This window comes from uncultured Sphingomonas sp. (assembly GCF_913776855.1).
GTDB lineage: Bacteria > Pseudomonadota > Alphaproteobacteria > Sphingomonadales > Sphingomonadaceae > Sphingomonas.
Genome location: NZ_CAJYQD010000033.1, coordinates 100,480 through 120,242, shown reverse-complemented (window position 1 = coordinate 120,242; position 19,763 = coordinate 100,480). Strand labels below are relative to the sequence as shown.

Genomic DNA, 19,763 nt, shown 5'->3' with positions numbered 1-19,763 from the left:
TCGACGGCAGGATCAATGCCCACAGGCTGTTGAGCAGGCCCATTTCCTTGATGAGGACGAACAGCGGCAGGATGAACATACTGGTCGGGATGACCATCTGCAGCAGCAGGAAATCGCCGAAGAGCTTGCGTCCCGGAAACCGCATCCGGGCGAGCGCAAAGGCGATGAATCCGGAGGTTAGCAGCACCGATGCGGTCACGGTCAGCGTCACCAGCGCCGAGATGCCCAGCGCACCGACGAACGGTCGGTCGAGCTTGTCGGCGGTAGCCAACAGGAACGCGAAATTGTCGAGGGTGAAGTCGCCTTCGAACAGGCCGGTATTGTAAATCTGCGCGGCGGGTTTGAGCGACGCGGCGACCATCCACGCAAAGGGATAGAGCCAGGTCAGCGCCAGTCCGTAGATGGCGATGGTCGCGATCCACCCGCGCAAGCTTCGTTGGCCGAGGAACGCCTTCATGCCAGCACCACCTTTCGTTCGAACAGCCTGCGGGCAAGCTGCACCAGCGCATAGGTGACGAGCGCGACGATAATGCTCATCATCGCCGCATGGCTGGGTTGCAGGCGGCGGAATGCGGTTTCGTAGATCATCATCTGCGGCGTCGACGTGCTGTCCGCCGGGCCGCCGCCGGTGATGATAAACGGTTCGGTGAACAGCCCGAACGACACGAGGATGGCGAAGGTCAGCACCATCATCAGCTGCGGGTTCATCATCGGCAGGGTGATGCGCGTCAGTCGCGTCCACGGCCCGGCATGGTCGAGCCGCGCGGCGTCGTAGATTTCCTTCGGGATCGCCAGCAGCCCCGAATAGAGGATCAGGCCATAATAGCCGACGAACTTCCACGCGACGACCAGCGCGATTGCCAGCATCGCCAGTGTCGGATCGTTGGTCCACGGCACCCGCACGCCGATCGTTTCGAACAACATGGAGTTGAACGGCCCGGTCGAACTGAACACCTTGGCGAACACCAGCGACAGCGCAACGCCCGACGATACGTTCGACAGCAAAAAGCATAGCGCCACGAAGCCCTTGCCCCGGCCGACATGCCGCAAACCGAACGCGACGATCAGCGCTCCGCCGAATGCGATCGGCAGATAGAAGCTGAGGAAACGGACGACATTCCACAGCGATTGCAGGAATTGCGGGTCCTGCATCGTCATCATCAGGTTGCGGGCGCCGGTGAACACTGGCTCGTCGAAGAAGCGCCACTGGGTGACCGAAAGCTTCGCCAGCCAGAAGAACGGATAGGCCCAGAAAATCACGGCGAAGAGCAGATAGGCACCCGCCAGCGACAGCCCGATAACGGCCTCGCGCGAGAGGGGTTCGCGTATCCTCATGCCGCCACCTCCAGCATCCGGTCGGTCCGGGTTACCGCGTCGGCGAGCGCGGCGGCGGGACTGGTCGTACCCAGCATCAACGGTTCGACCAGACGCGCACTCATGATCTTCTGAATATCGATCGTCTGTTCCGACAAGGCCGGCGGTCGCGCGGTCGCCACATTGGCGGCATAGGCGCGGGCAATGGCGTTGCCGCGATAATAATCGGCAAAGGCGGGGTTGGTCAGCAAGTCGTCGCGTGCCGGCGACAGGCCGGTGTGCTGCAACCACAACAGGTTCAGCGCCTCTTCACCCAACGCCCAGGAGAGGAAGGCGAAGGCTTCACGCTGCACCCGGCTGCTGCGAAAGATCACCGCGCCCTTGCTGTCGGAAAAGGTGGAGGCGGGGGCATCGCTGACCGCCGGGGCGATCATCGGCCCGACCGCGATCCGCGCCAGGGTTTCGGGATAGATATTCGCGAACCGTTCGACATCCCATGGGCCCCGCACCGCGCCGGCGGCAAGGCCGGAGACCAACGGTTCCTCGGCATCGAAGTCGAGCGCGGTCCAGCCCTGTCGATACATTCGGTCGACGAACCCCGCTGCCTGACGCCCCGCCGCATTGTCGTACAACGCCTGACGTCCCGCCAGATACGGCTGCCCGCCGCTGGCGGCGTAGTAATAGGAGATATAGTCGAACCAGCGATCCTGCCACGCGCGTCCGGCAATCACCTGCATCCCGTAGCGCGACTGGCGCACGGCATAGCGTTCGCAGAAACGGTACACATCCGCATAGGTCGCCGGGGGTGCGCCGAGGCCGTGTTTCTCCAACAGGTCGGCGCGCCACCACAGCAGGGTCGGGCTGGAATAGATCGGCAGCGCCGCGACCTGTTGCCCCTGCGCCCAACCGGCCATGATCGACCGCATGTGCCGCCGGTCGAGCAGCGCGTCATAACCCGGCATCGCGGCAAGGTCGGCGACCTGCCCCAATGCAGCGAGTTGTACCGCGAAGCCGGAAAAGACATTGGTACACAGATCGGGTTCGGTGCCCGCCACCAACGCCGACAGCACGGTATCTTCCGAATTGCCGGCGGTCGGGATGGTGGTGAATTGCACGGGGAGGCCCCGCCGCTGCGCATTCCAACGCGCGACGGCGACCTTCCAGAAGCTCTCTTCCGCCGCATTGGGCGCGATCCAGAGCAGGATTCGATCGGCGCGCTTCTCCGCCGCCTGCCGCCCACATCCGACGAGCAGCGCCGCGCCGCCCAGTGCCAGCAGCAGGGCCTCGCGCCGGCTGGTCATGGCAGTGACGTTCCGGCGAGAGCGGTAAGCGCGAAAAGCCCCTCGACCGTCGATTCCGCGCCGGAATTCGGGTTGACCTTGCCCTGCCCGACGATGCCGTCATAGGTCCGCCCGGTCGCAGGATCATAGACCGCCCGGCGCGCGTCGTTGCTGCCGGTGAACCAACGTCCGAGCGCGCGCGCAGTGGTGCGGTAGCGCTGGTTGCCCGTCTGGCGATAGGCTTCGGTCGCGGCAAGGATCATCGGGGCCAGGCCATAGGCTATCTGCGGAAAACGCTGCTGCTCGGGTGTGGCGAAACCATCGCCCATATTCTCCAGCGTGAAGGACGACCGCATTCCGCTGCGCAGCAGATAGGGGTAGAAATGATCGACTTCCCTTAACGCGCTGTCGGTGAAATCGCGCCGGTTCAGCAGCTTGCCGGCGCGCAGCAGCGCGTAGGACTGCGCATTGCCCCAGGCGTGCCACTGGTTGCGCCAGCTGAGATGTACGCCGTGGGGGAAGCGTTTCGCGTCGCCCGCCTGCATCTGTACGAGCGCGTCGCCGATCCGCCCGATCAGCGCGCGGGTCGCCGGGTCCTTGGTGCGCTGCCAATGCGGGAGCAGCCCAAGCAGGGCGGTCGATCCGGCATCGGCGCCGGATTCCAGCGGCAACCACGTCGGCACGACCACGTTCGCGACCCGGACCGTACCGTTCGCGGCAACCGGCAGGTCGCGCTTCAGGTTCGCCACCAGCCGGTCGGCGGCAGCGCGGGCGCGCCGGCCGGTGTCGGGGGAAAGATGGGGCAGCGCCGCCTCCAGCCCCCAGAGCGCCCGCAACGACCACCAGTTCAGGTCCGCCAGCGAGGTGCGGTACTCCCGGTTGATCCGTCCGTCGCCCCACAGGAAATTATGAAAATAGCCGTTGTCCGCCTGCATATGCAGGACGAAGCGCGTCAGCATCTCGATCTGATGGCGACGCTTCGCATCCGGTTTGCTGGCGGCCAGTAGCACGATGCCGCGCGCCACGTCGTCGACGCAGGTATATCCTTCGCGCGGCTCGATGGCGAAGCGATAGTCGGGGGCCTCGCTATAGATGTGCAATATGCCGACACGTTCGCCGCCGAGATCGCGTTCGGCATAGAGATGGTCGAAATGGCCGAGGTTGACGCGTGGTACGGCCTGTTCGGTGGCGGCGGCGGTCTGCGGCCGGGCGAGAGCAGGAGTCGGCGCGGCCAGCAGGGCAAGCGCCAACAGGGCGGCGGAGCGGATGCGCGGGGTCTTCGCCGTGCGGGCCATCGGTCGGTCCTCTCCATTGTCCCCGTTTGCCGGGTGGCGTGTTTATCGTTAAACATTCGGTGTTGCGGCTGTCAAGGCGGCGGGTTAGGCAGGGGGTAGACGGTGGACCAACCACCCGGAGAGGATGCCATGGCCCGCGCGAAGCGCGCTACGCTGAAAACGATCGCGGCCGATCTGGGCGTGACACACACATCGGTGTCCAATGCGTATAACAACCCGGCTAAGGTGTCGAAGGATCTGCGCGACCGCATTCTCGCCCACGCCGCGACGGTGCATTATGAAGGACCGAATCCCGCCGCGCGATCGCTGCGCACCGGTCGGTGCGGCGCGATCGGCGTGATCTTCAACGACCAGCTCAGCTATGCCTTCACCGACGCGCACGACATCGCGTTCCTGCGCGGCATATCGTCGGTATGCGAGGAGGAGGGGGCGAACATCGTCCTGATCCCGCTGAAGGACAAGCATCCGGAACGATTGGACAACCTGACCGCGATCGTCGACGGCTATATCCTGAACGCGCCGTACAAAAGCCATCCTACGATCCGCAAGGCGCTGGCGCGGGGGCTGCCGACCGTGGTCGTCGATTTCGACGCGCCCGAATTGCCCAGCGTGCTGACCAATGATCGGGAGATGATGCGCAACGTCGTTGCGCACCTGCTCGACCTCGGCCATCGCAACATCGCCATCGTCACCTTCCCATGGTCGCAGGATCATGGCGAGCTGTTCGCGCTCGACCGCGATGTGTCGGACGAAAACCACGTCGTGCATGAACGCGTGCTGGGGTGCCGCGATGCGTTCGATGCGGCGGGAGTGCCGGCACAGGGTATCCTCGTCTGCGAGACGCCGAATGACGAGGAGGGCGGCGCGCGGGCGGTCGACCGGCTGCTCAGGCGCCAGCATGACCTGACCGCGATGGTCTGCTTTTCCGACCGGCTGGCGCATGGCGTGGTGGCGCGGTGCCAAGCGCTGGGGCTGTCGGTGCCGCGCCGGATGTCGGTGACCGGCTATGACGGGATCGACCCGCCTGGCCGCCCGCGCGAGGGGCTGCGGCTGACGACGGTGCGGCAGAACGCCGTGGAGAAGGGCCGCCGCGCGGCCGAGGCATTGTTGCGGTCGCCGGGCAAGGCGGGATCGCCGATCCGCATCGCCGCCGAATTCGTGGCGGGCGACAGCAGCGCCGCTGCATGGGAGCTGGAAACCGAATGAGTGCATTGCAGCTGGCGGGGCTGGCCAAGTCCTATGACGGGGTCGAAACCATCCGGGGCATCGACCTGGACGTTCGGGCGGGGGAATTCGTCGTGCTGGTCGGGTCGTCGGGCTGCGGCAAGTCGACCGTGCTGCGGATGATCGCCGGGCTGGAGAGGGTCGGCAGCGGCCAGATCCGTATCGGCGGACGTGACGTAACCCGCGTGCCGGCGTCCGACCGGGGCGTGGCAATGGTGTTTCAGTCCTACGCGCTCTATCCGCACATGACCGTGCGGGAAAATCTGAGCTTCGGCCTGAAGAACATGCGCGTGGCGAAGGTGACGATCGCCGAACAGGTCGCCCATGCTGCACAGGTGCTGGAACTGGATGCGCTGCTCGACCGGATGCCGCATCAATTGTCGGGCGGGCAGCGGCAGCGGGTGGCCATCGGGCGGGCGATCGTGCGCAACCCGGAGCTGTTCCTGTTCGACGAGCCGCTGTCGAACCTCGACGCCGACCTGCGCGTGCGGATGCGGCACGAACTGGCCGCGCTGCACCGCCGGCTGGGCGCGACGATGATCTATGTGACGCACGATCAGGTCGAGGCGATGACGCTGGCCGATCGTCTGGTCATCTTGGACAAGGGCCGGATCGCGCAGGTGGGTACCCCGCTGGAAGTCTATGACCGGCCCGCCAATATCTTCACCGCCGGCTTCATCGGCAGCCCGCGCATCAATCTGTTCGCGGCGACGGTCGTCGGGCGCGATCATGGTATGACCCTGTTCGAGATGGCGGGCGGCGTTCGGATCGCGTCCGCACGGGGCGCGGGGCTGGCGGTGGGGGCTGAGGCCACGCTGGGGCTGCGGCCGGAACATGTCCGACTGGACGGCGGTGGCGATGCCATCGCGTTGCCGATGACGGTCGAGGCGGTGGAGGCATTGGGCCATTCGACCTATCTCTATGGCCAGTTGCCGTCGGGCGACGCGTTCCGGGCGAAGCTGGACGGCCATCACGCCGTAGAGGGAGCGATCACGCTCCATGCTGATACAGCGCGGATGCTGGTGTTCGACGGTGACGGACAGGCAGTCGATTGAGCTGCTGGATTTGAAACAACCCGATGAAACGCCCCGACGGGACGATCGGTTCCAGCTTAACCAATTGATAGTCCCGCCCAGCTATGATTTAGCGACGCTGGCAGGCGCCGGGGGGGGCAGCCTGCGGAAACCGGCAAAGGATTTGGCGCGCGATGGTCGAGACGGCGGTGTTCACCTATGGGTTGTTGGCGAGCTTCGTGCTGTCTGCGGCATCGCATAATCAGCGGGCACAGCGACCGAACCCGCCGATCATGAACTATATCGGCTATATCCTGCTGGGCATGTCGATTGCAGCGACGGTGCTGCTGACCGGCTATGCGCTATGGCAGTTGATCTGAGACGGAAGCGAAGCGCCGACTGCAACTGCCGGCCGATCCGGGGTCAGCGTACAGAATTCCCGCAGGATTGCGAAAGCGACGGTGACGTGCCGCGCGGTTCCGCCACGTCATAGAGTCGCAGGTCGCGATCGCCGATCCCGAGTGCCGGCCACGCCGCCCGCCATTCGGCGATATGGAGCGAAGCGAAATGGCGGTCGAGCGCCGCCTGATCGGTCCACAATTCCTTGACGTGAATGAGGCCGGGGTCGAACACGTCCTGCGCGTACCCATATTCGACGCAGCCTTCCTCACGGCGGCTGGCGTCGACCATGCGCTGCCTGGCGGGGCGGGCTGCGTCCATATTGGACGCCGGCAAGCGGACGGTGCCTACGATCAACAACACGCGTTACCGTAGCGTGACGAAGCCGCCACGGGAAGGCGGCGAAGCATGATCGACGGGCGCCTGTATTTGGCCCCGGCACTCCGTGCGGTTGCTGGCCGGACGCCGCAATTGGTGTTGCCATGGTGCGCGCAGCGGTGGAAAGGGTGCAGGCGATGCTGCCTGATACCTCGCCCGCCGATTGGCAGGATCTCGAACGCGTTTCGTTCGGGGACAGCCCTGCGCTTGCCGATGCGCTGCTCGATCTGGTCCTGTCCGGACAAAAGACGGCGACCTGCTGGTCGGTCGAGGATGGGCAGCAGACCCGGCCCGGACGGCGTTCGGTGCTGTGCGACGGAAGCGGCCGGCCGCGCGCGGTCGTCGAGACTGTCAGCCTACGCATCCTGTCGTTCGACCGGGTTCCGGCAGAGTTCGCTCGAAAGGAGGGGGAGGGGGATCTCAGTCTCGCCTACTGGCGACAGGAGCATCGACGCTTTTTCGAAGGGCTTGGCCACTATTCCGAGACGATGGACCTTTGGTGCGAAGAGTTCAAAGTCGTCGAGGTGCTTCCGACAGGCGCCGGACGTTCGTCGTAACGGCGCCTTTCGTCTGAACCGTGCCGGGAAAGCGCCGGTTGCCGCAGGCCGTGAAGCCTGTTCGACAATGTTGCCAGAATCTCCGATCTAGACGGTACGTTCGCGCACAACATGGCTTGCCGCGCCGGAGGTTGATCGTTAAACCTAGCGGCAACTTCCGGAAGCGATGGTCGCATGAACGGCCACGACCGATCGGAAGCGATAGGGAGAGGATACGGCATGTCACCCGTGAAGCGGTTCCGCTTGCTCAGCCTGGCCGGCTCGGCCACGTTATTGATCGCCACCACGCCTGCGCTGGCGCAGACCCCGCCCCCGACCGCCCCCGATGGCGCGGTGCAGGATGCGGCGACCGCTACGGACGATGGCGAGATCATCGTGACGGGCCTGCGCGAAAGCCTGCGCCGCGCCGTCGACATCAAACGCAATGCCGACAACATCGTCGATTCGATCGTCGCCGACGATATCGGCAAGCTGCCCGACCAGAATATTGCCGAGGCGATCCAGCGTATTCCCGGCATCACCATTTCGCGCGACAATGGCGAAGGGCAGTTCATCACCGTCCGCGGGCTGGGGCCGGCATTCAGCAGCGCGCTGTATAACGGCCGCATCCTCGCGACCGAGAACCAGGGGCGCGAGTTCAGCTTCGATATCCTGCCCGCCGAACTGATCAACCGGGTCGATGTGTCGAAGACGCCGACCGCGTCGCAGATCGAAGGCGGGATCGCCGCAACGGTCGACATGTACACCGCGCGCCCGTTCGATTTCAAAGAGGGCAAGATCGCGCTGTCCGGACAGGCAAATTACGACAAGCTGCGCGGCCAATTCTCGCCGCAGTTTTCGGGCCTGCTCAGCAAGACGTTCGGCGATGGCGATTTCGGCATCCTCGGTGCCTTTTCCTATATCGACCGCAAGATCGAGGGGAAGCGCATCTTCACCGACGGGTGGGAGGCGAACCAGTCGCTCGACCTAAACAAGGACGGCACGCCGGAATTTCGCGGCGTGTCGATCCCGACCTATGTCGAATGGGGGACCAACAGCACCAATCGCAAGCGGATGTCAGGGTTGCTCACCGCGCAGTGGCGGGCGAGCGACGCGCTTTTGTTCACGCTCGACGGGCTGTATTCGAAGCTGGACGTGAACGACGATAACAAGGTGTTTTTCGTCTATGGCGGTCCGGGCGACGTGACCGCCGCGACCGTGGACCAGAATAACACCGTCACCAGCTATACCGGCATCGCGTCGGGGCCGATGTTCACCAACCAGATCCGCCCGCGCCTTGCCACCACCTATCAGGCCGGCGCGAACCTTGCCTGGACCCCGTCCGACCGGCTGAGCGGCACGGCCGATTTCTCGTGGTCGAAGGCGAAGGACGATACCGGCGGCAACCAGGCATGGTTCGAAAGCAACCTCGCCACGCCCAGCTATTCTCCGGCGGGCGTGAAGTTCGCCATCGGGCCGACGGGGATGCCGGTCTATACCGGCCTCGGCAATATTCTTGACACGTCAAATGCGAAGGCCGGGTTCCTCACCTATGAAGGCGTCAGTGTCGAGGACGAAATCTATCAGGGCAATACGAACCTGAAGTGGAATGTCGACACCGGCATCCTCCGGCGAATTTCGGGGGGCGTGAATTTCTCCGACCGCAAGAAGTCGCGCTTTTCGTTCAAGACGCCCGATGCGTTGCAATGCCTCTATTGCGGGGCCGGCGTGTCGATCCCGTCGAGCGTGTTCACCGGTACGGCGGATGCGACCGACTTCCTCGGCACCGGCATGTTCGCCAGCGCCTATCCGACCTATTCCGCCGCCGACCTCGCCAAGTATCTGCTCTCCGATGCGGCGATCAACCAGCTGGCGAACCCGGCGGCGGCGCGCGCTGCACTGACAGCCAATGGCGGGGGCTTCGGCGTCATCCCGGTGCCGGGCAATAGCGGGTCGGCGCAGGAGCGGACCATCGGCGGCTATGTCGAGGCGTCGTTCGGCGGCGATTTCGGATCGCGGCCGTGGAGCGGGAATATCGGCCTGCGCTATACCCGCACCAACGTCATTTCGCGCGGGTTCGGGCAGGAGATACTGGGCTTCACCACGCCGGCGGGCGGCGGTGATCCAACCGTCAACCTGTCAAACCCGCAGCCGATCACCGAGACGGGATCGTACAGCCAGCTGCTGCCTAGTGCCAATTTCAAGCTCGACGTGTTCCAGGACGTCGTGTTCCAGGCGGCGGTCGCCAAGACGCTGACGCGGGCGACGCTCAGCGACCTCCTGCTGATCCGCAACATCAATCCGCGTCCGCGCGAACGGGCGATCACCGACGGCAATCCCGGCCTCGAACCGATGATCGGGTGGAATTACGATGCGGCGCTGACCTGGTATCTGGACCGGTCCAGCTTCCTGAGCGTGGCGCTGTTCGCGAAGGATCTGAACAACATATCCGAGTCCGCGACGACCACGGTGCAGATCCTCGGCCTCGATTTCCGGCGGACCCGGCCCGAGAATATCGGCAGCCGCAGCTATCGCGGGATCGAGCTATCGGGGCAGTACACCTTTACCGGCCTACCCGCGCCGCTGGACGGGTTGGGGGTACAGGCGAACCTGAGCTTCGTCGATCCGGACGCGACGACGTACAATGCCGTCGCGTTTTACGAAAAGGGGCCGTTGCAGGCACGTATCGCGTATAATTACCGCAATGCGTATCAACAGACGGAACAGGGCAATCGTGGTCAGCCGGTCAACGTCGACGCCTATGGTATCTGGGATGCGAGCATCAACTATGCGCTGAACGACAAGGTTACGTTGTTCGCGCAGGGGCTCAACCTGTTCAATGAAAAGACCTTTCTTTATTCGGTGTACAAGGAACGCGTGATTTCGTTCGAAACCTATGGTCCGCGCTATGCGATGGGGGTGCGGCTGAACTTCTGAAGCCGGGGCGGGGTCGGTCGGGTGACCGATCCCGCCCGGTCATGCTAACGCGGCCCACATGTCGAAATCCAGAACCAATGCCGGCACGGTCGATGTGGACGGTACAAGCTACGAATGGCATCTCCGCAGCGAGCCACACCTGTCGGATGACGAGGGCTGGAAGGGGATGACGATCGCATTGCTGGCGCAGGGCGCCAAGCGCGAGGCGCTGGTGGAGTTTCCCGCCCCGAAGCGGTTGCTGAAGGGCCTGCCGCGCGGACGGTTGCAGCTGGACGATGCGACGATCGTCCGCTGCGTGCGGGCCGCCCTGTCGGCTGGCTGGGACCCGATGTCGCGGGGGCGGCCGGTGGTCATCATGGTCGATTCCGAAGGGAATTGAGCCGTCCGCCGGCGACGACCTAGCGCCGCTTTTTGGCGGTCGTCGCGGTGAAGTCCGGGTCCTTGTTCGCGACCCAGTCGACGAATTTCCGTACATCGGGATGCGCCAGCAGCGCGTCGACGTCGGTGCCGTGCCGCTGCAATTCCGAATTGGTGAAATTGGCCATCAGCGTCTGCTGACAGATCGGATGCATCGGCACGACATCGCGCCCGCCCCGGCTCTTGGGAACCGGATGGTGCCAGACGATCGTCTTGCCGGTGGGGCGACCGCACAGCCAGCACAGGACCGGCGGCGGCGCGGTCACTTCGTCCGGTTCCGCGTCGGGATAGGGGCCGTGCCTGGGGTGTTTACGCGCCATGTCGTCAACTACTCGTTTCGATTGATCGGCCGGGGTCAGTCCTGATAGCGCAGCACATTGCCGAACCCGTCGTTCGCCTTCGTCATCTTTGCGATATTGCGCAATGTCGCACGGACATTTCGTTCGAACCGGCGATCGTCATAGACGCCGGTCGTACGATAGTCGTCCTGCGTCAGCAGCGTCTTTATCCGCGCGGCGAACGCCGCCTGATCGTCGGCATGGGTTCCGGTCTGCAGAGCGCGGCAGGCCCATTCCTCGGCCGCGGCCTTGTCGTAATCGTCCTGCGCGGTGTAGCCGCGCCGATCCGCTGCCGCCTGATCCAGCCGTGCGGCGTCTGTCCGGCGTTCCAGCCAGGTTCGGACAAGGCTGGCATCCCAGGGTTTCAGTGCGTCGGTCATCTGCTGTCTCATCCTATCGGCGCGCCTCTTACGCGAAAGCCGGCTGCAAAACAGTGTCGCGTCGCGCCGGAATGCCGTTTCGGTCGTTGTGCGAGCCAGAGGAGAATGTCGCCATGTCCCGACCGTCCGGGCCGAATGTCTCGAACGCCGCTGTCAGCCCGTCAGCCGAGCCACGCGTCGGGCGATGAACGCGCCGTTGCCCCCTTCGCTGCTCGAATGGCGCGAGGCACCGCGCGTCCGGGCGATGAACGCCCGGTCGATCGCCGCCGGGCGCTATGTGTTGTGCTGGCTGCAACAGGCGTTGCGCGCCACCGACAATCCGGTGATCGATGCCGCCGTCCGACTGGGCAACGCCCTGTCCCTGCCGGTGCTGGTCTATCATGGCCTGCGCGAGGATTATCCTTATGCATCGGATCGGTTGCATCGGTTCATCCTGGGGGCCAGCCGTGACCTTTCCACTGGGTGCCGCGAGCGGGGGCTGGCCTGTGCGCTACATGTCGACCGGGCGGGGCACCGGGGAAAGGGGCTGGTATATCGCCTGGCCGCCGATGCGGCGGCGCTGGTGGCGGAGGATCAACCGAGCTTCGTCGCGCGCTGGCAGGTCGAACGGGTCGCCGTGCGGATGGCCATCCCGGCGTACGCGGTCAATGCCGCCTGTCTGGTGCCGCCGCTGGTGCTGGGCGAGGGGATCGGCGGTCGGTCGGGCTTCCTGCGTCGCCATGAACCCGAACGGGCCCCCTGGCTGGAGGCGTCGGACGAACCGGCGGACGTTGCGCCCTATGCCGGGCCGCTCCCCTTTGTTCCGGACACGCCGGACGGTGACCTCGACGCATTGATCGCTGACCTCGACATCGATCACAGCCTGCCGCCCAGCGCCGCCTTTCCGGCCGGTCGTGCGGCGGCAGAGGAACGGTTGCAGCGATTGCTGCGCGAGGTACTGCCCGTCTATGCCGCCGCCCGCAACGATGCGACCCTGCGCACCGGTGCCAGCGGGCTGTCGCCCTATCTCCATTTTGGCGTGCTGGGTCCGCGGGAGGTAATGCGGGCGGTCGCGCAGGCCCCGGCGGGGGCGCAGCACAAGGCGAAGTTCGCCGACGAGCTGCTCGGATGGCGCGAATGGTTTCACTATCAGGCGCGCGGCCTTGTCGCACCCGAACGATATGACCGGGTGGCCCCCTGGGCGCGGGCGACGCTGGCCGATCATGCGAACGATCCCCGCCCGGACCTCGAACCGCCGGCCGCGATGCTGCGCGGCGAGACGAAGGACGAAAGCTGGAATGCCTGCCAGCGGCAGTTCCTGCGTTTCGGCTGGATGCACAACAACCTGCGCATGTATTGGGCGAAGCGGATCATCGCGATGACGCCCGATCCCGAAACCGCGTGGGCGACCGCCTGCTACCTCAACGACCGGCTGAGCCTCGATGGGCGCGATCCGTCCACCTATGGCAATATCGCGGCGACGTTCGGCGGCGCACCGTCCGACGTCGAACGGCCGGTGTTCGGTCGGGTAGCGACGCGCGGCGACGGGTCGACCCGCAGGCGCGAGGGCGGCGATGCGTGGATCGCACGGGCGGCGGCTCGCCCGGTGCCGCAGGTGTCGATCCCGGACGAGCTGCCGATCGTGCCCTACGCCGCCAGGGCATAGCGCCGGCAATGGTCGAGATAGCCGACCTCATGGCTGCCCGCGAGCGAGACGACGCTTTCCCATAGCCACGACGGGGTATCCAGTCCGCGCGACCGGTCGGCGTCGAGCGCCTGTAGCCACCCCGACCGCGCTCGATCGTCCATCTGGCGGGCATGGGCCTTGCCGACGACGAAAGCGAGGTGCCGGGCGGCGCGCATCGCTTCGCCATGGCTGAACTGGTCCACTTCCAGTTTCAGGTCATGTGGGGTCAATTCGCGGATGAAGAGCGACCGCCCCAGCATCCGTACCGGCAGCATCCGCTTGCCGAGATGGGGCGACATCGCGCGTGCCGCCGCAACAACACGCTCCGCATTGTCGTGCGGCATCACCGCATGGGGCAGGGCGGGGGCGACCGGATCGGTCGCTTCCTTCAGGTCGATCAGCGCATAGGACCAATTGCCCTTGCCGGTCTTCAACGCAACGATCGCGGCATAGCGCAGCAGGCCAAGCGAACTGCACCCCTTCATCCAATAGGCCGCATCGACCAGCCGGACGTCGCGATCGTTCGGCTTCCCCTTCAGCGACAGGATCATCGCCGCGACCCGTTCGTCATGGAACAGCGCGCGGAGCGCATCGCGCTCTTCGCCCGACAGCTCCCAGAATTTCTTGCCCAGCGGGATGCGCGGCGCGACCGCATCCAGCCGCTCCTTAGCCAAATGACGCCAACGGCGGCCCAGCGCCTCGCGCCGGATGCTGCGAACCACTTCGGATTCCACGCTCAAATCCGCGCCGGTGGGGTCGGCAATGGCGGCGGCATAGCCATCGACCATCTCTTCCATAATCCGCATCGTCACCACGCCGGGCAGGTCGGACCCGCGCGCTGCCGTCGCCAGCGACAGGCCCAGCCGGATCAGGTCGTGCGCCGGGTTGCCGATCACCGCCTGGTCGTGGTCGCGGATCTGGATTTCGACGGCACCCTTGCCATTCGCGATCGGCCCCAGATTGCCGAGGTGGCAATCGCCGCAAATCCAGATGGCCGGCCCCTCCGGCTCCCGTCGCGCGATGGGCGACGCGGCCAGCCAGTCATAGAATTTCGCGGTATTGCCACGGACATAGGCATGGGCCGATCGCGCCATCTTCAACCTGCGCTTGGCTTCGAGAATGGGGGCACGCTCATTGGGCAGGGGCATTGATGGGCAGACCTCGATACGGTTTGTCCGGTCACAACGCCGCTCGCCGGGGAAGGTAACGAAACATTGCCAGATGGCGTCGAATTATGACGGCGCCCCGTCGACGGACAGAATATTCCTGCCATCCCGCCATGTCGTGACCGCCGATGACCATGTGCCGGATAACCGGGGTGCGGAGCGATGCCGCGCTACAGCAACCGGTCGAGCGTGATGGGCAGGTCGCGGACGCGCGTGCCGGTGGCGTTATAGATCGCGTTCGCCACCGCCGCAGCAACGCCGGTAATCCCGATCTCCCCAATGCCACGCGCGCCCATCGGCGCGTGCGGATCGGGGATGTCGGTCCAGATCACGTCGATCTCCGGCACGTCGAGATGCACGGGTACGTGATATTCCGCCAGGCTGGGGTTCATGATCCGGCCGTTACGGTCGTCGAACTGGGTTTCCTCCATCAGCGCCATGCCCAGCCCCATGATGATGCCGCCGCGAAACTGGCTGGTCGCGGTCTTGGGGTTGAGGATGCGGCCGCAGTCGAACGATCCGAGGAAGCGGCTGACCCGTACCTCGCCGGTCACCGCATTGACCCGCACTTCGCAGAACAGCGCGCTGTGCGAATGCATCGACCAGTGCAGGAATTCGAACGGCATCGATCCGGCCTTGGTCACCGATATGGCGTCCCGCTGCGCCCGTGCCAGGATCGAGGCATAGCTTTCGCGGCGGGCCGGGTCGTCGAGCTTCGCCAGACAGCCGTCGATGCTGCCGACCTCGTTCGCCGACAGCCCGGCCAGGGGGGAGTCGTTGCCCGCGAGCTTCAGCAGGGTGGCGACCAGTTCGGCATGGGCGGCCATCACCGACGCGCCGATCGCGGCGGTCTGTTGCGATCCGCCCGCCATGATCGCGCCGGGAATGTCGCTGTCGCCATAGCCGACCTCGATCCGGTCGATCGGCAGGCCGAGGCGTTCGGCGGCGACGATCGCTGTGGTGGTCGACGTACCCATGCCCATCTCGGCGGCCGCCACCTCGACCCGCGCGTCGACCTGATCGCCGTCGCGCCGCAGCGTGATCCGCGCCTTGGCACCGGGCATCCGGTAATAGGGATAGGTCCCGGTCGCGCAACCCATGCCGATGCGCCATTCCCCATCGCTCCGCGAACCGGGCGCCGCATTCCGCGCGTTCCAGCCGAAGCGTTCGGCGCCGTCGCGCCAAGCCTGCACGACATGGCGTGAGGAGAAGGGCAGGCCGCTGGTCGGGTCCCTGGTCGGTTCGTTGCGAATGCGCAACTCGAGCGGATCGATGCCCAGATCGACCGCCAGTTCGTCGATCGCCGATTCCAGCGCAAAGGTGCCGACCGCCTCTCCGGGCGCGCGCATGAAGGTGTTGGCGAGCATGTCCATCCGCGCCACATCGACCTGCAACAGGATATTGGGCACGGCATAGGCGCTGCGGGTGCCGAGGATGAACGGTTCGGGCATGTTGTTGTGCGGGGTCATCACCGACAGCCCGGTATGGATCAGCGCTTCGAACAGGCCATCGGCACTGGCACCGATCGCCACGCGCTGTTCGGTCAGCGTCCGTCCGCCGACCGTGCGGTACACGCCTTCGCGCGACAGGGCGATGCGAACCGGGCGCCCGGCCATGCGGGCGGCGGCCGCGCCGATGATCTGATGGTTCCACAGCCCCTTGCTGCCGAACCCGCCGCCGACATAGGGAGAGGTCAGGTGAACCTGTTCGGCCTTCAACCCGAACGCATCGGCCATCGCCTGCGCCTGTTGCGACACCATCTGGCTGGCGTCGTGCAGATACAATTCGTCGCCGCGCCACGCGATCGTCGCGGCGTGCGGTTCGATCGGGTTATGGTTGTGGCGTGGGGTGCGATAGCGCCGGTCGACGCGGTGTGCTGCCTTGTTCAGCGCGCCCTCCGCGTCGCCGATCGCGTTGCGTAGCGGCTGTCCCATGAACAGACCCTGCTCCACCCCGGCCGCCTTCGCCGCAGCCAGATCGGTGATCGCCGGTTCCGGGGCATAGGTCACTGCGAGCAACGCGGCGGCGTGATCGGCCTGTTCCTGCGTTTCGGCCAGGATGCAGGCGATCGGCTGGCCATTCCAATGGATGCGATCGTCCTGCAGGATCGGCAGCTCGTCCGGGCCGACCGCATTGCCCGACGTGCCGATCATCGGCGGGGTCTTCAGGCGCGGCGCGTTGCGGTGGGTCATCACCAGCACGACCCCCGGCGCGGCTTCCGCCGCCTGCGTGTCGATCGCGGTGATCCGCCCGCGCGCGATCGTCGAGAAGGCTAGGGCGGCGTACACCATGTCGTCGAAGCGGAACTCGCCGGCAAAGGGGGCGGCGCCGGTCACCTTCAACCGGCCGTCGAGCCGTGAGACCGGGGTGCCGATCAGGCCGTGTTTGCGCGCGATCAGCGGATCGGGGGTGCCGCCCTGCATCCAGCTGTCGGGGGCGAGCGGGACGACCTTCTGCAACGCGCCCATCACCAGCCCCTGCATCGCCAGCTTCGCGGACTTTCCGATGCTCATGCCGCGTCTCCGGTTGTGAGGGCGCCCAGCACGGCGGCCAGCGTGCGGGTGGCCAATATCGGCTTGAAACCATTGTCGCGCAGGGGCCGCGCATAGGCGAACTCGGCCTGTCCCGCGGCAAGGAATGCCTGCGCCGTCGCCGGACCGCCGCGCAGCATGGCCTCCGCCGTTAGCGCCCGCCACGGCTTGTGCGCGACGCCGCCGAACGCGATGCGGACATCGGCGATCCGGTCGCCCGCCATCTCGATCGCGGCGGCGACGCTGACCAATGCGAAGGCGTAGCTCGATCGATCGCGTACCTTGCGATAGGTCGAATTGGCGGCAAGGCGCAGCGGCGGCAGTTCGACCGCCGTAATCAATTCCCCCGGCGTCAGCACGGTGTCGTGGTCCGGCCGGTCGCCGGGCAGGCGATGCAGCTCGGAAAAGGGTAGCGTCCGATGCCCCAGCGGCCCCGCGACATGGACGACCGCCTCCAGCGCGGCCAGCGCGACGCACATATCAGAGGGGTGGGTCGCGACGCAGGCGTCGGATGCTCCCAGCACCGCATGGATGCGGTTGAAGCCGTCACGCGCGTCGCACCCGGTGCCGGGCGTACGCTTGTTGCAGCGCGACCCTTCGACATCGTAGAAATAGGTGCAGCGCGTCCGCTGGAGCAGATTGCCGCCGACCGTCGCCATGTTGCGGATCTGCGCCGATGCCCCGGCCAGGATCGCTCGGGTCAGCATCGGATAGCGGGTTCGCACCAGTGGATGTTCGGCAAGCGCGGTGTTGCGCACGGCGGCACCGATCACCAGCGCACCGGTCCCGGTTTCGACAATCGATGCGGGCAGGGCGCTGACATCGACCAGCCGGTCCGGCAGCGCCAGCCGTTCACGCATCAGGTCGATCAGGTTGGTCCCACCGCCCAGGAACATCACGCCGTCCCCGGACCCCATCGCAAGTGCATCGTCCTGGGTCGCGGCGCGGGTATAGGCGAACGGGGTCATGCGTCGCCTCCGCTGCCGATCGTCGCCCGGATCGCATCGATGATCCCATTATGCGCACCGCAGCGGCAGAGATTGCCGCTCATCCGCTCCTGCACCTCTTCGCGTGTCAGTTCGATGCCGGACGACAGATCGTCGCTCAGAACGCTCGGCACGGCACGCCGCACTTCGGCGGCCATGCCGATCGCCGAACATATCTTCCCCGGCGTACAGTACCCGCACTGGAACCCGTCATGGTCGATGAACGCCTGTTGCAGCGGGTGGAGCGCATCACCCGTGGCCAGCCCCTCGATCGTCGTGACCCGCCGTCCGGCATATTGCACCGCCAGCGCCAGGCACGACAGAATACGCTCGCCATCGACCAGCACGGTACAGGCGCCGCACGCTCCCTGATTGCAACCCTTCTTCGTACCGGTCAGCTGCAACCCTTCGCGCAGATGATCGAGCAGCGAGACGCGCGGATCGACCGGCAGCGCCACTTCCGTTTCATTGACGATCAGCGACATGGTACCCCTCGATCCGTCCGTGGCACATCGTGGAACAGATCAGCTATCCGCAGCGCCGTCCAGCGGATTTCGCACATACCCGAATACCCTGTTGTGGTCGCAGTCGCCCCGCCCACGCTTGATCCGGTCGCGCTGGCGGTGTTGAGAAGACGATCGCAGGCACAGCGGCGCACGTGCCGATCATTCGAAAGGGGCAAAAGGCATGTTGATGACCCAGACGATGCGCTGGTTCGGGCTGAAGGACCCGGTTCGCCTGCGCGATATACGACAGGCCGGGGCGACCGGCATCGTCACCGCGCTGCACGAGGTGCCGAACGGTGCGGTGTGGGAACGCGATACCATCGCCGCGCGAAAGGCGATGATAGCGCAGGCCGGTCTCGACTGGCGCGTGGTCGAAAGCCTGCCGGTCGCAGAAGGAATCAAGACCCGCTCGGCCGACTGGGACCAGCTGATCGATCATTATCGACAGAGCCTGACCAACCTTGCCGCCTGCGGCATCGATGTCGTGACCTACAACTTCATGCCGCTGCTCGACTGGACCCGGACCGATCTCGGCTGGGAACTGCCCGATGGCGCCCGCGCCCTGCGGTTCGAGGCGGTGGCAGTCGCGGCCTATGACCTGTTCATCCTCCAGCGCTCCGGCGCAGCGGCCGACTATAGCGACGCGATATATGCGGCCGCGGAGGCCCGCCATGCTGCGATGGACGCCGATGCGCGCACCGCGCTGGAACGCACGATCATCGCCGGGCTGCCGGGCAGCGAGGAGGGCTTTACCTCGCCGCAATTCCTGTCCGCGATCGAAAGCTATGCCGGGACGGATGCGGCGCGGTTGCGCGACAATCATGTCGCATTCCTGCAGGCGGTGTGCCCGCTGGCTGACGAACTCGGCATCCGGCTGGTCGTCCATCCGGACGACCCGCCGTTCCCGATCTTCGGCCTGCCGCGCGTGGTCAGTACCGAGGCGGACGTCACCGACCTGTTCGCGCTTGTGCCGAACGTATCGAACGGCCTGTGCTTCTGCACGGGATCGTTCGGGGTTCGCGCCGACAACGACCTGCCGGGCATGGTCGACCGGTTGGGCAGCCGGATCGGTTTCCTCCACCTCCGCTCGGTCCAGCGCGAGGCGGAGGGGGCCTTTCACGAAGCGGAGCATCTGCGCGGCAACGCCGGCATGGCGGCGGTAGTGGCGGCGGTCCATCGCCTGTCGCTGCGCGAAGGCCGCAGCATCCCGATGCGGCCCGATCACGGGCATCAGATGCTCGATGACCTGCACCGGTCGGCCAATCCGGGCTATTCGCTGCTGGGGCGGATGCGCGGACTGGCGGAGCTGCGCGGCCTTGAACAGGGCATCGCCCATATGGCGACGCTTGCGGTCCCGCCGTCCGGAGTGCCCGGCGCAGCGGCAGGATAATCCGGTT

The 19,763-nt window shown here is 65.8% G+C and carries 18 protein-coding genes and 1 pseudogene; 8 read left to right on the top strand and 11 right to left on the bottom strand.

The features are described 5' to 3' along the window. The 4 genes and pseudogenes from QZ755_RS09755 to QZ755_RS09740 all read right to left on the bottom strand — a co-directional run. A pseudogene (locus QZ755_RS09755) lies at positions 1 to 457 on the bottom strand (hypothetical protein); the annotation flags it as partial. Continuing rightward, the gene (locus tag QZ755_RS09750) at positions 454 to 1,335 is read right to left on the bottom strand and encodes a sugar ABC transporter permease (protein ID WP_294322314.1); all 882 of its coding nucleotides are present in this window, start codon (positions 1,333 to 1,335) and stop codon (positions 454 to 456) included. The gene QZ755_RS09750 and the pseudogene QZ755_RS09755, both read right to left, overlap by 4 nt. Further along, the gene (locus QZ755_RS09745; protein ID WP_294322312.1) at positions 1,332 to 2,615 is read right to left on the bottom strand and encodes an ABC transporter substrate-binding protein; all 1,284 of its coding nucleotides are present in this window, start codon (positions 2,613 to 2,615) and stop codon (positions 1,332 to 1,334) included. The genes QZ755_RS09750 and QZ755_RS09745 overlap by 4 nt, the downstream gene beginning before the upstream one ends. Continuing rightward, on the bottom strand, positions 2,612 to 3,889 hold the full coding sequence (locus tag QZ755_RS09740; RefSeq protein WP_294322310.1) for a hypothetical protein: 1,278 nt from the start codon (positions 3,887 to 3,889) through the stop codon (positions 2,612 to 2,614). Before QZ755_RS09740 ends, QZ755_RS09745 begins: the two co-directional genes overlap by 4 nt. Positions 3,890 to 4,018: 129 nt before the next feature. Here QZ755_RS09740 and QZ755_RS09735 point away from each other — a divergent pair, with 129 nt between their 5' ends. The 3 genes from QZ755_RS09735 (at position 4,019) to QZ755_RS09725 (ending at position 6,506) form a co-directional block, all read left to right on the top strand. Then, positions 4,019 to 5,095 carry a LacI family DNA-binding transcriptional regulator gene (locus tag QZ755_RS09735; RefSeq protein ID WP_294322308.1) on the top strand — a complete coding sequence of 359 codons (1,077 nt, stop codon included), beginning with the start codon at positions 4,019 to 4,021 and terminating at the stop codon, positions 5,093 to 5,095. After that, on the top strand, positions 5,092 to 6,168 hold the full coding sequence (gene ugpC, locus QZ755_RS09730; protein ID WP_294322306.1) for a sn-glycerol-3-phosphate ABC transporter ATP-binding protein UgpC: 1,077 nt from the start codon (positions 5,092 to 5,094) through the stop codon (positions 6,166 to 6,168). The genes QZ755_RS09735 and ugpC overlap by 4 nt, the downstream gene beginning before the upstream one ends. Positions 6,169 to 6,320: 152 nt before the next feature. Continuing rightward, a complete protein-coding gene (locus QZ755_RS09725; RefSeq protein ID WP_294322304.1) occupies positions 6,321 to 6,506 on the top strand; it encodes a hypothetical protein in 186 nt (61 codons plus the stop codon). 43 nt (positions 6,507 to 6,549) lie between these two features. Here the strand turns inward: QZ755_RS09725 and QZ755_RS09720 are convergent, their stop codons facing one another. Then, on the bottom strand, positions 6,550 to 6,888 hold the full coding sequence (locus QZ755_RS09720; protein ID WP_294322302.1) for a putative quinol monooxygenase: 339 nt from the start codon (positions 6,886 to 6,888) through the stop codon (positions 6,550 to 6,552). Positions 6,889 to 7,007: 119 nt separating this feature from the next. On the opposite strand from QZ755_RS09720, the gene QZ755_RS09715 reads away from it, so the two are divergent. From QZ755_RS09715 to QZ755_RS09705, 3 genes are all read left to right on the top strand, one after another. Next, positions 7,008 to 7,460 carry an ASCH domain-containing protein gene (locus QZ755_RS09715; RefSeq protein WP_294322300.1) on the top strand — a complete coding sequence of 151 codons (453 nt, stop codon included), beginning with the start codon at positions 7,008 to 7,010 and terminating at the stop codon, positions 7,458 to 7,460. A 219-nt stretch (positions 7,461 to 7,679) separates the two neighbouring features. Beyond that, positions 7,680 to 10,376, top strand: coding sequence for a TonB-dependent receptor (locus QZ755_RS09710; protein WP_294322298.1), 2,697 nt, complete (start codon positions 7,680 to 7,682; stop codon positions 10,374 to 10,376). 58 nt (positions 10,377 to 10,434) lie between these two features. Continuing rightward, positions 10,435 to 10,755 carry a hypothetical protein gene (locus QZ755_RS09705; RefSeq protein ID WP_294322297.1) on the top strand — a complete coding sequence of 107 codons (321 nt, stop codon included), beginning with the start codon at positions 10,435 to 10,437 and terminating at the stop codon, positions 10,753 to 10,755. Between the two features lie 19 nt (positions 10,756 to 10,774). Here QZ755_RS09705 and QZ755_RS09700 read toward each other — a convergent pair whose 3' ends face one another. Next, positions 10,775 to 11,113 carry a hypothetical protein gene (locus QZ755_RS09700; protein WP_294322294.1) on the bottom strand — a complete coding sequence of 113 codons (339 nt, stop codon included), beginning with the start codon at positions 11,111 to 11,113 and terminating at the stop codon, positions 10,775 to 10,777. Positions 11,114 to 11,148: 35 nt separating this feature from the next. Next, positions 11,149 to 11,511 (bottom strand): hypothetical protein, encoded by a 363-nt coding sequence (locus QZ755_RS09695; RefSeq protein ID WP_294322293.1) that lies wholly within the window; start codon positions 11,509 to 11,511, stop codon positions 11,149 to 11,151. Positions 11,512 to 11,695: 184 nt separating this feature from the next. Between QZ755_RS09695 and QZ755_RS09690 the strand changes: the two genes are divergently transcribed. Continuing rightward, positions 11,696 to 13,156, top strand: coding sequence for a deoxyribodipyrimidine photo-lyase (locus QZ755_RS09690; protein ID WP_294322291.1), 1,461 nt, complete (start codon positions 11,696 to 11,698; stop codon positions 13,154 to 13,156). Here the strand turns inward: QZ755_RS09690 and QZ755_RS09685 are convergent. From QZ755_RS09685 to QZ755_RS09670, 4 genes are all read right to left on the bottom strand, one after another. Beyond that, on the bottom strand, positions 13,138 to 14,325 hold the full coding sequence (locus tag QZ755_RS09685; RefSeq protein ID WP_294322288.1) for a DUF2252 family protein: 1,188 nt from the start codon (positions 14,323 to 14,325) through the stop codon (positions 13,138 to 13,140). The two genes, QZ755_RS09690 and QZ755_RS09685, sit on opposite strands and share 19 nt — an antisense overlap. A gap of 188 nt (positions 14,326 to 14,513) precedes the next feature. Beyond that, positions 14,514 to 16,856, bottom strand: a complete 2,343-nt coding sequence (locus QZ755_RS09680) for a xanthine dehydrogenase family protein molybdopterin-binding subunit (protein WP_294322286.1) — start codon at positions 16,854 to 16,856, stop codon at positions 14,514 to 14,516. After that, entirely contained in the window at positions 16,853 to 17,842 is a 990-nt protein-coding gene (locus tag QZ755_RS09675; protein ID WP_294322285.1) for a xanthine dehydrogenase family protein subunit M, read from the bottom strand. Before QZ755_RS09675 ends, QZ755_RS09680 begins: the two co-directional genes overlap by 4 nt. After that, the gene (locus QZ755_RS09670) at positions 17,839 to 18,345 is read right to left on the bottom strand and encodes a 2Fe-2S iron-sulfur cluster-binding protein (RefSeq protein WP_294322283.1); all 507 of its coding nucleotides are present in this window, start codon (positions 18,343 to 18,345) and stop codon (positions 17,839 to 17,841) included. The genes QZ755_RS09675 and QZ755_RS09670 overlap by 4 nt, the downstream gene beginning before the upstream one ends. Before the next feature lie 202 nt (positions 18,346 to 18,547). On the opposite strand from QZ755_RS09670, the gene uxuA reads away from it, so the two are divergent. Continuing rightward, on the top strand, positions 18,548 to 19,756 hold the full coding sequence (gene uxuA / locus QZ755_RS09665) for a mannonate dehydratase (RefSeq protein WP_294322281.1): 1,209 nt from the start codon (positions 18,548 to 18,550) through the stop codon (positions 19,754 to 19,756). Positions 19,757 to 19,763 lie beyond the last annotated feature (7 nt).

Coding starts and splice junctions, on each gene's coding strand:
- ugpC (WP_294322306.1), top strand. CDS start 5,092: ATGAGTGCATTGCAGCTGGCGGGGCTGGCCAAGTCCTATGACGGGGTC.
- QZ755_RS09745 (WP_294322312.1), bottom strand. CDS start 2,615: ATGACCAGCCGGCGCGAGGCCCTGCTGCTGGCACTGGGCGGCGCGGCG.
- QZ755_RS09725 (WP_294322304.1), top strand. CDS start 6,321: ATGGTCGAGACGGCGGTGTTCACCTATGGGTTGTTGGCGAGCTTCGTG.
- QZ755_RS09715 (WP_294322300.1), top strand. CDS start 7,008: ATGGTGCGCGCAGCGGTGGAAAGGGTGCAGGCGATGCTGCCTGATACC.
- QZ755_RS09750 (WP_294322314.1), bottom strand. CDS start 1,335: ATGAGGATACGCGAACCCCTCTCGCGCGAGGCCGTTATCGGGCTGTCG.
- QZ755_RS09695 (WP_294322293.1), bottom strand. CDS start 11,511: ATGACCGACGCACTGAAACCCTGGGATGCCAGCCTTGTCCGAACCTGG.
- uxuA (WP_294322281.1), top strand. CDS start 18,548: ATGTTGATGACCCAGACGATGCGCTGGTTCGGGCTGAAGGACCCGGTT.
- QZ755_RS09680 (WP_294322286.1), bottom strand. CDS start 16,856: ATGAGCATCGGAAAGTCCGCGAAGCTGGCGATGCAGGGGCTGGTGATG.
- QZ755_RS09700 (WP_294322294.1), bottom strand. CDS start 11,113: ATGGCGCGTAAACACCCCAGGCACGGCCCCTATCCCGACGCGGAACCG.
- QZ755_RS09690 (WP_294322291.1), top strand. CDS start 11,696: ATGAACGCGCCGTTGCCCCCTTCGCTGCTCGAATGGCGCGAGGCACCG.
- QZ755_RS09670 (WP_294322283.1), bottom strand. CDS start 18,345: ATGTCGCTGATCGTCAATGAAACGGAAGTGGCGCTGCCGGTCGATCCG.
- QZ755_RS09685 (WP_294322288.1), bottom strand. CDS start 14,325: ATGCCCCTGCCCAATGAGCGTGCCCCCATTCTCGAAGCCAAGCGCAGG.
- QZ755_RS09735 (WP_294322308.1), top strand. CDS start 4,019: ATGGCCCGCGCGAAGCGCGCTACGCTGAAAACGATCGCGGCCGATCTG.
- QZ755_RS09710 (WP_294322298.1), top strand. CDS start 7,680: ATGTCACCCGTGAAGCGGTTCCGCTTGCTCAGCCTGGCCGGCTCGGCC.
- QZ755_RS09675 (WP_294322285.1), bottom strand. CDS start 17,842: ATGACCCCGTTCGCCTATACCCGCGCCGCGACCCAGGACGATGCACTT.
- QZ755_RS09705 (WP_294322297.1), top strand. CDS start 10,435: ATGTCGAAATCCAGAACCAATGCCGGCACGGTCGATGTGGACGGTACA.
- QZ755_RS09740 (WP_294322310.1), bottom strand. CDS start 3,889: ATGGCCCGCACGGCGAAGACCCCGCGCATCCGCTCCGCCGCCCTGTTG.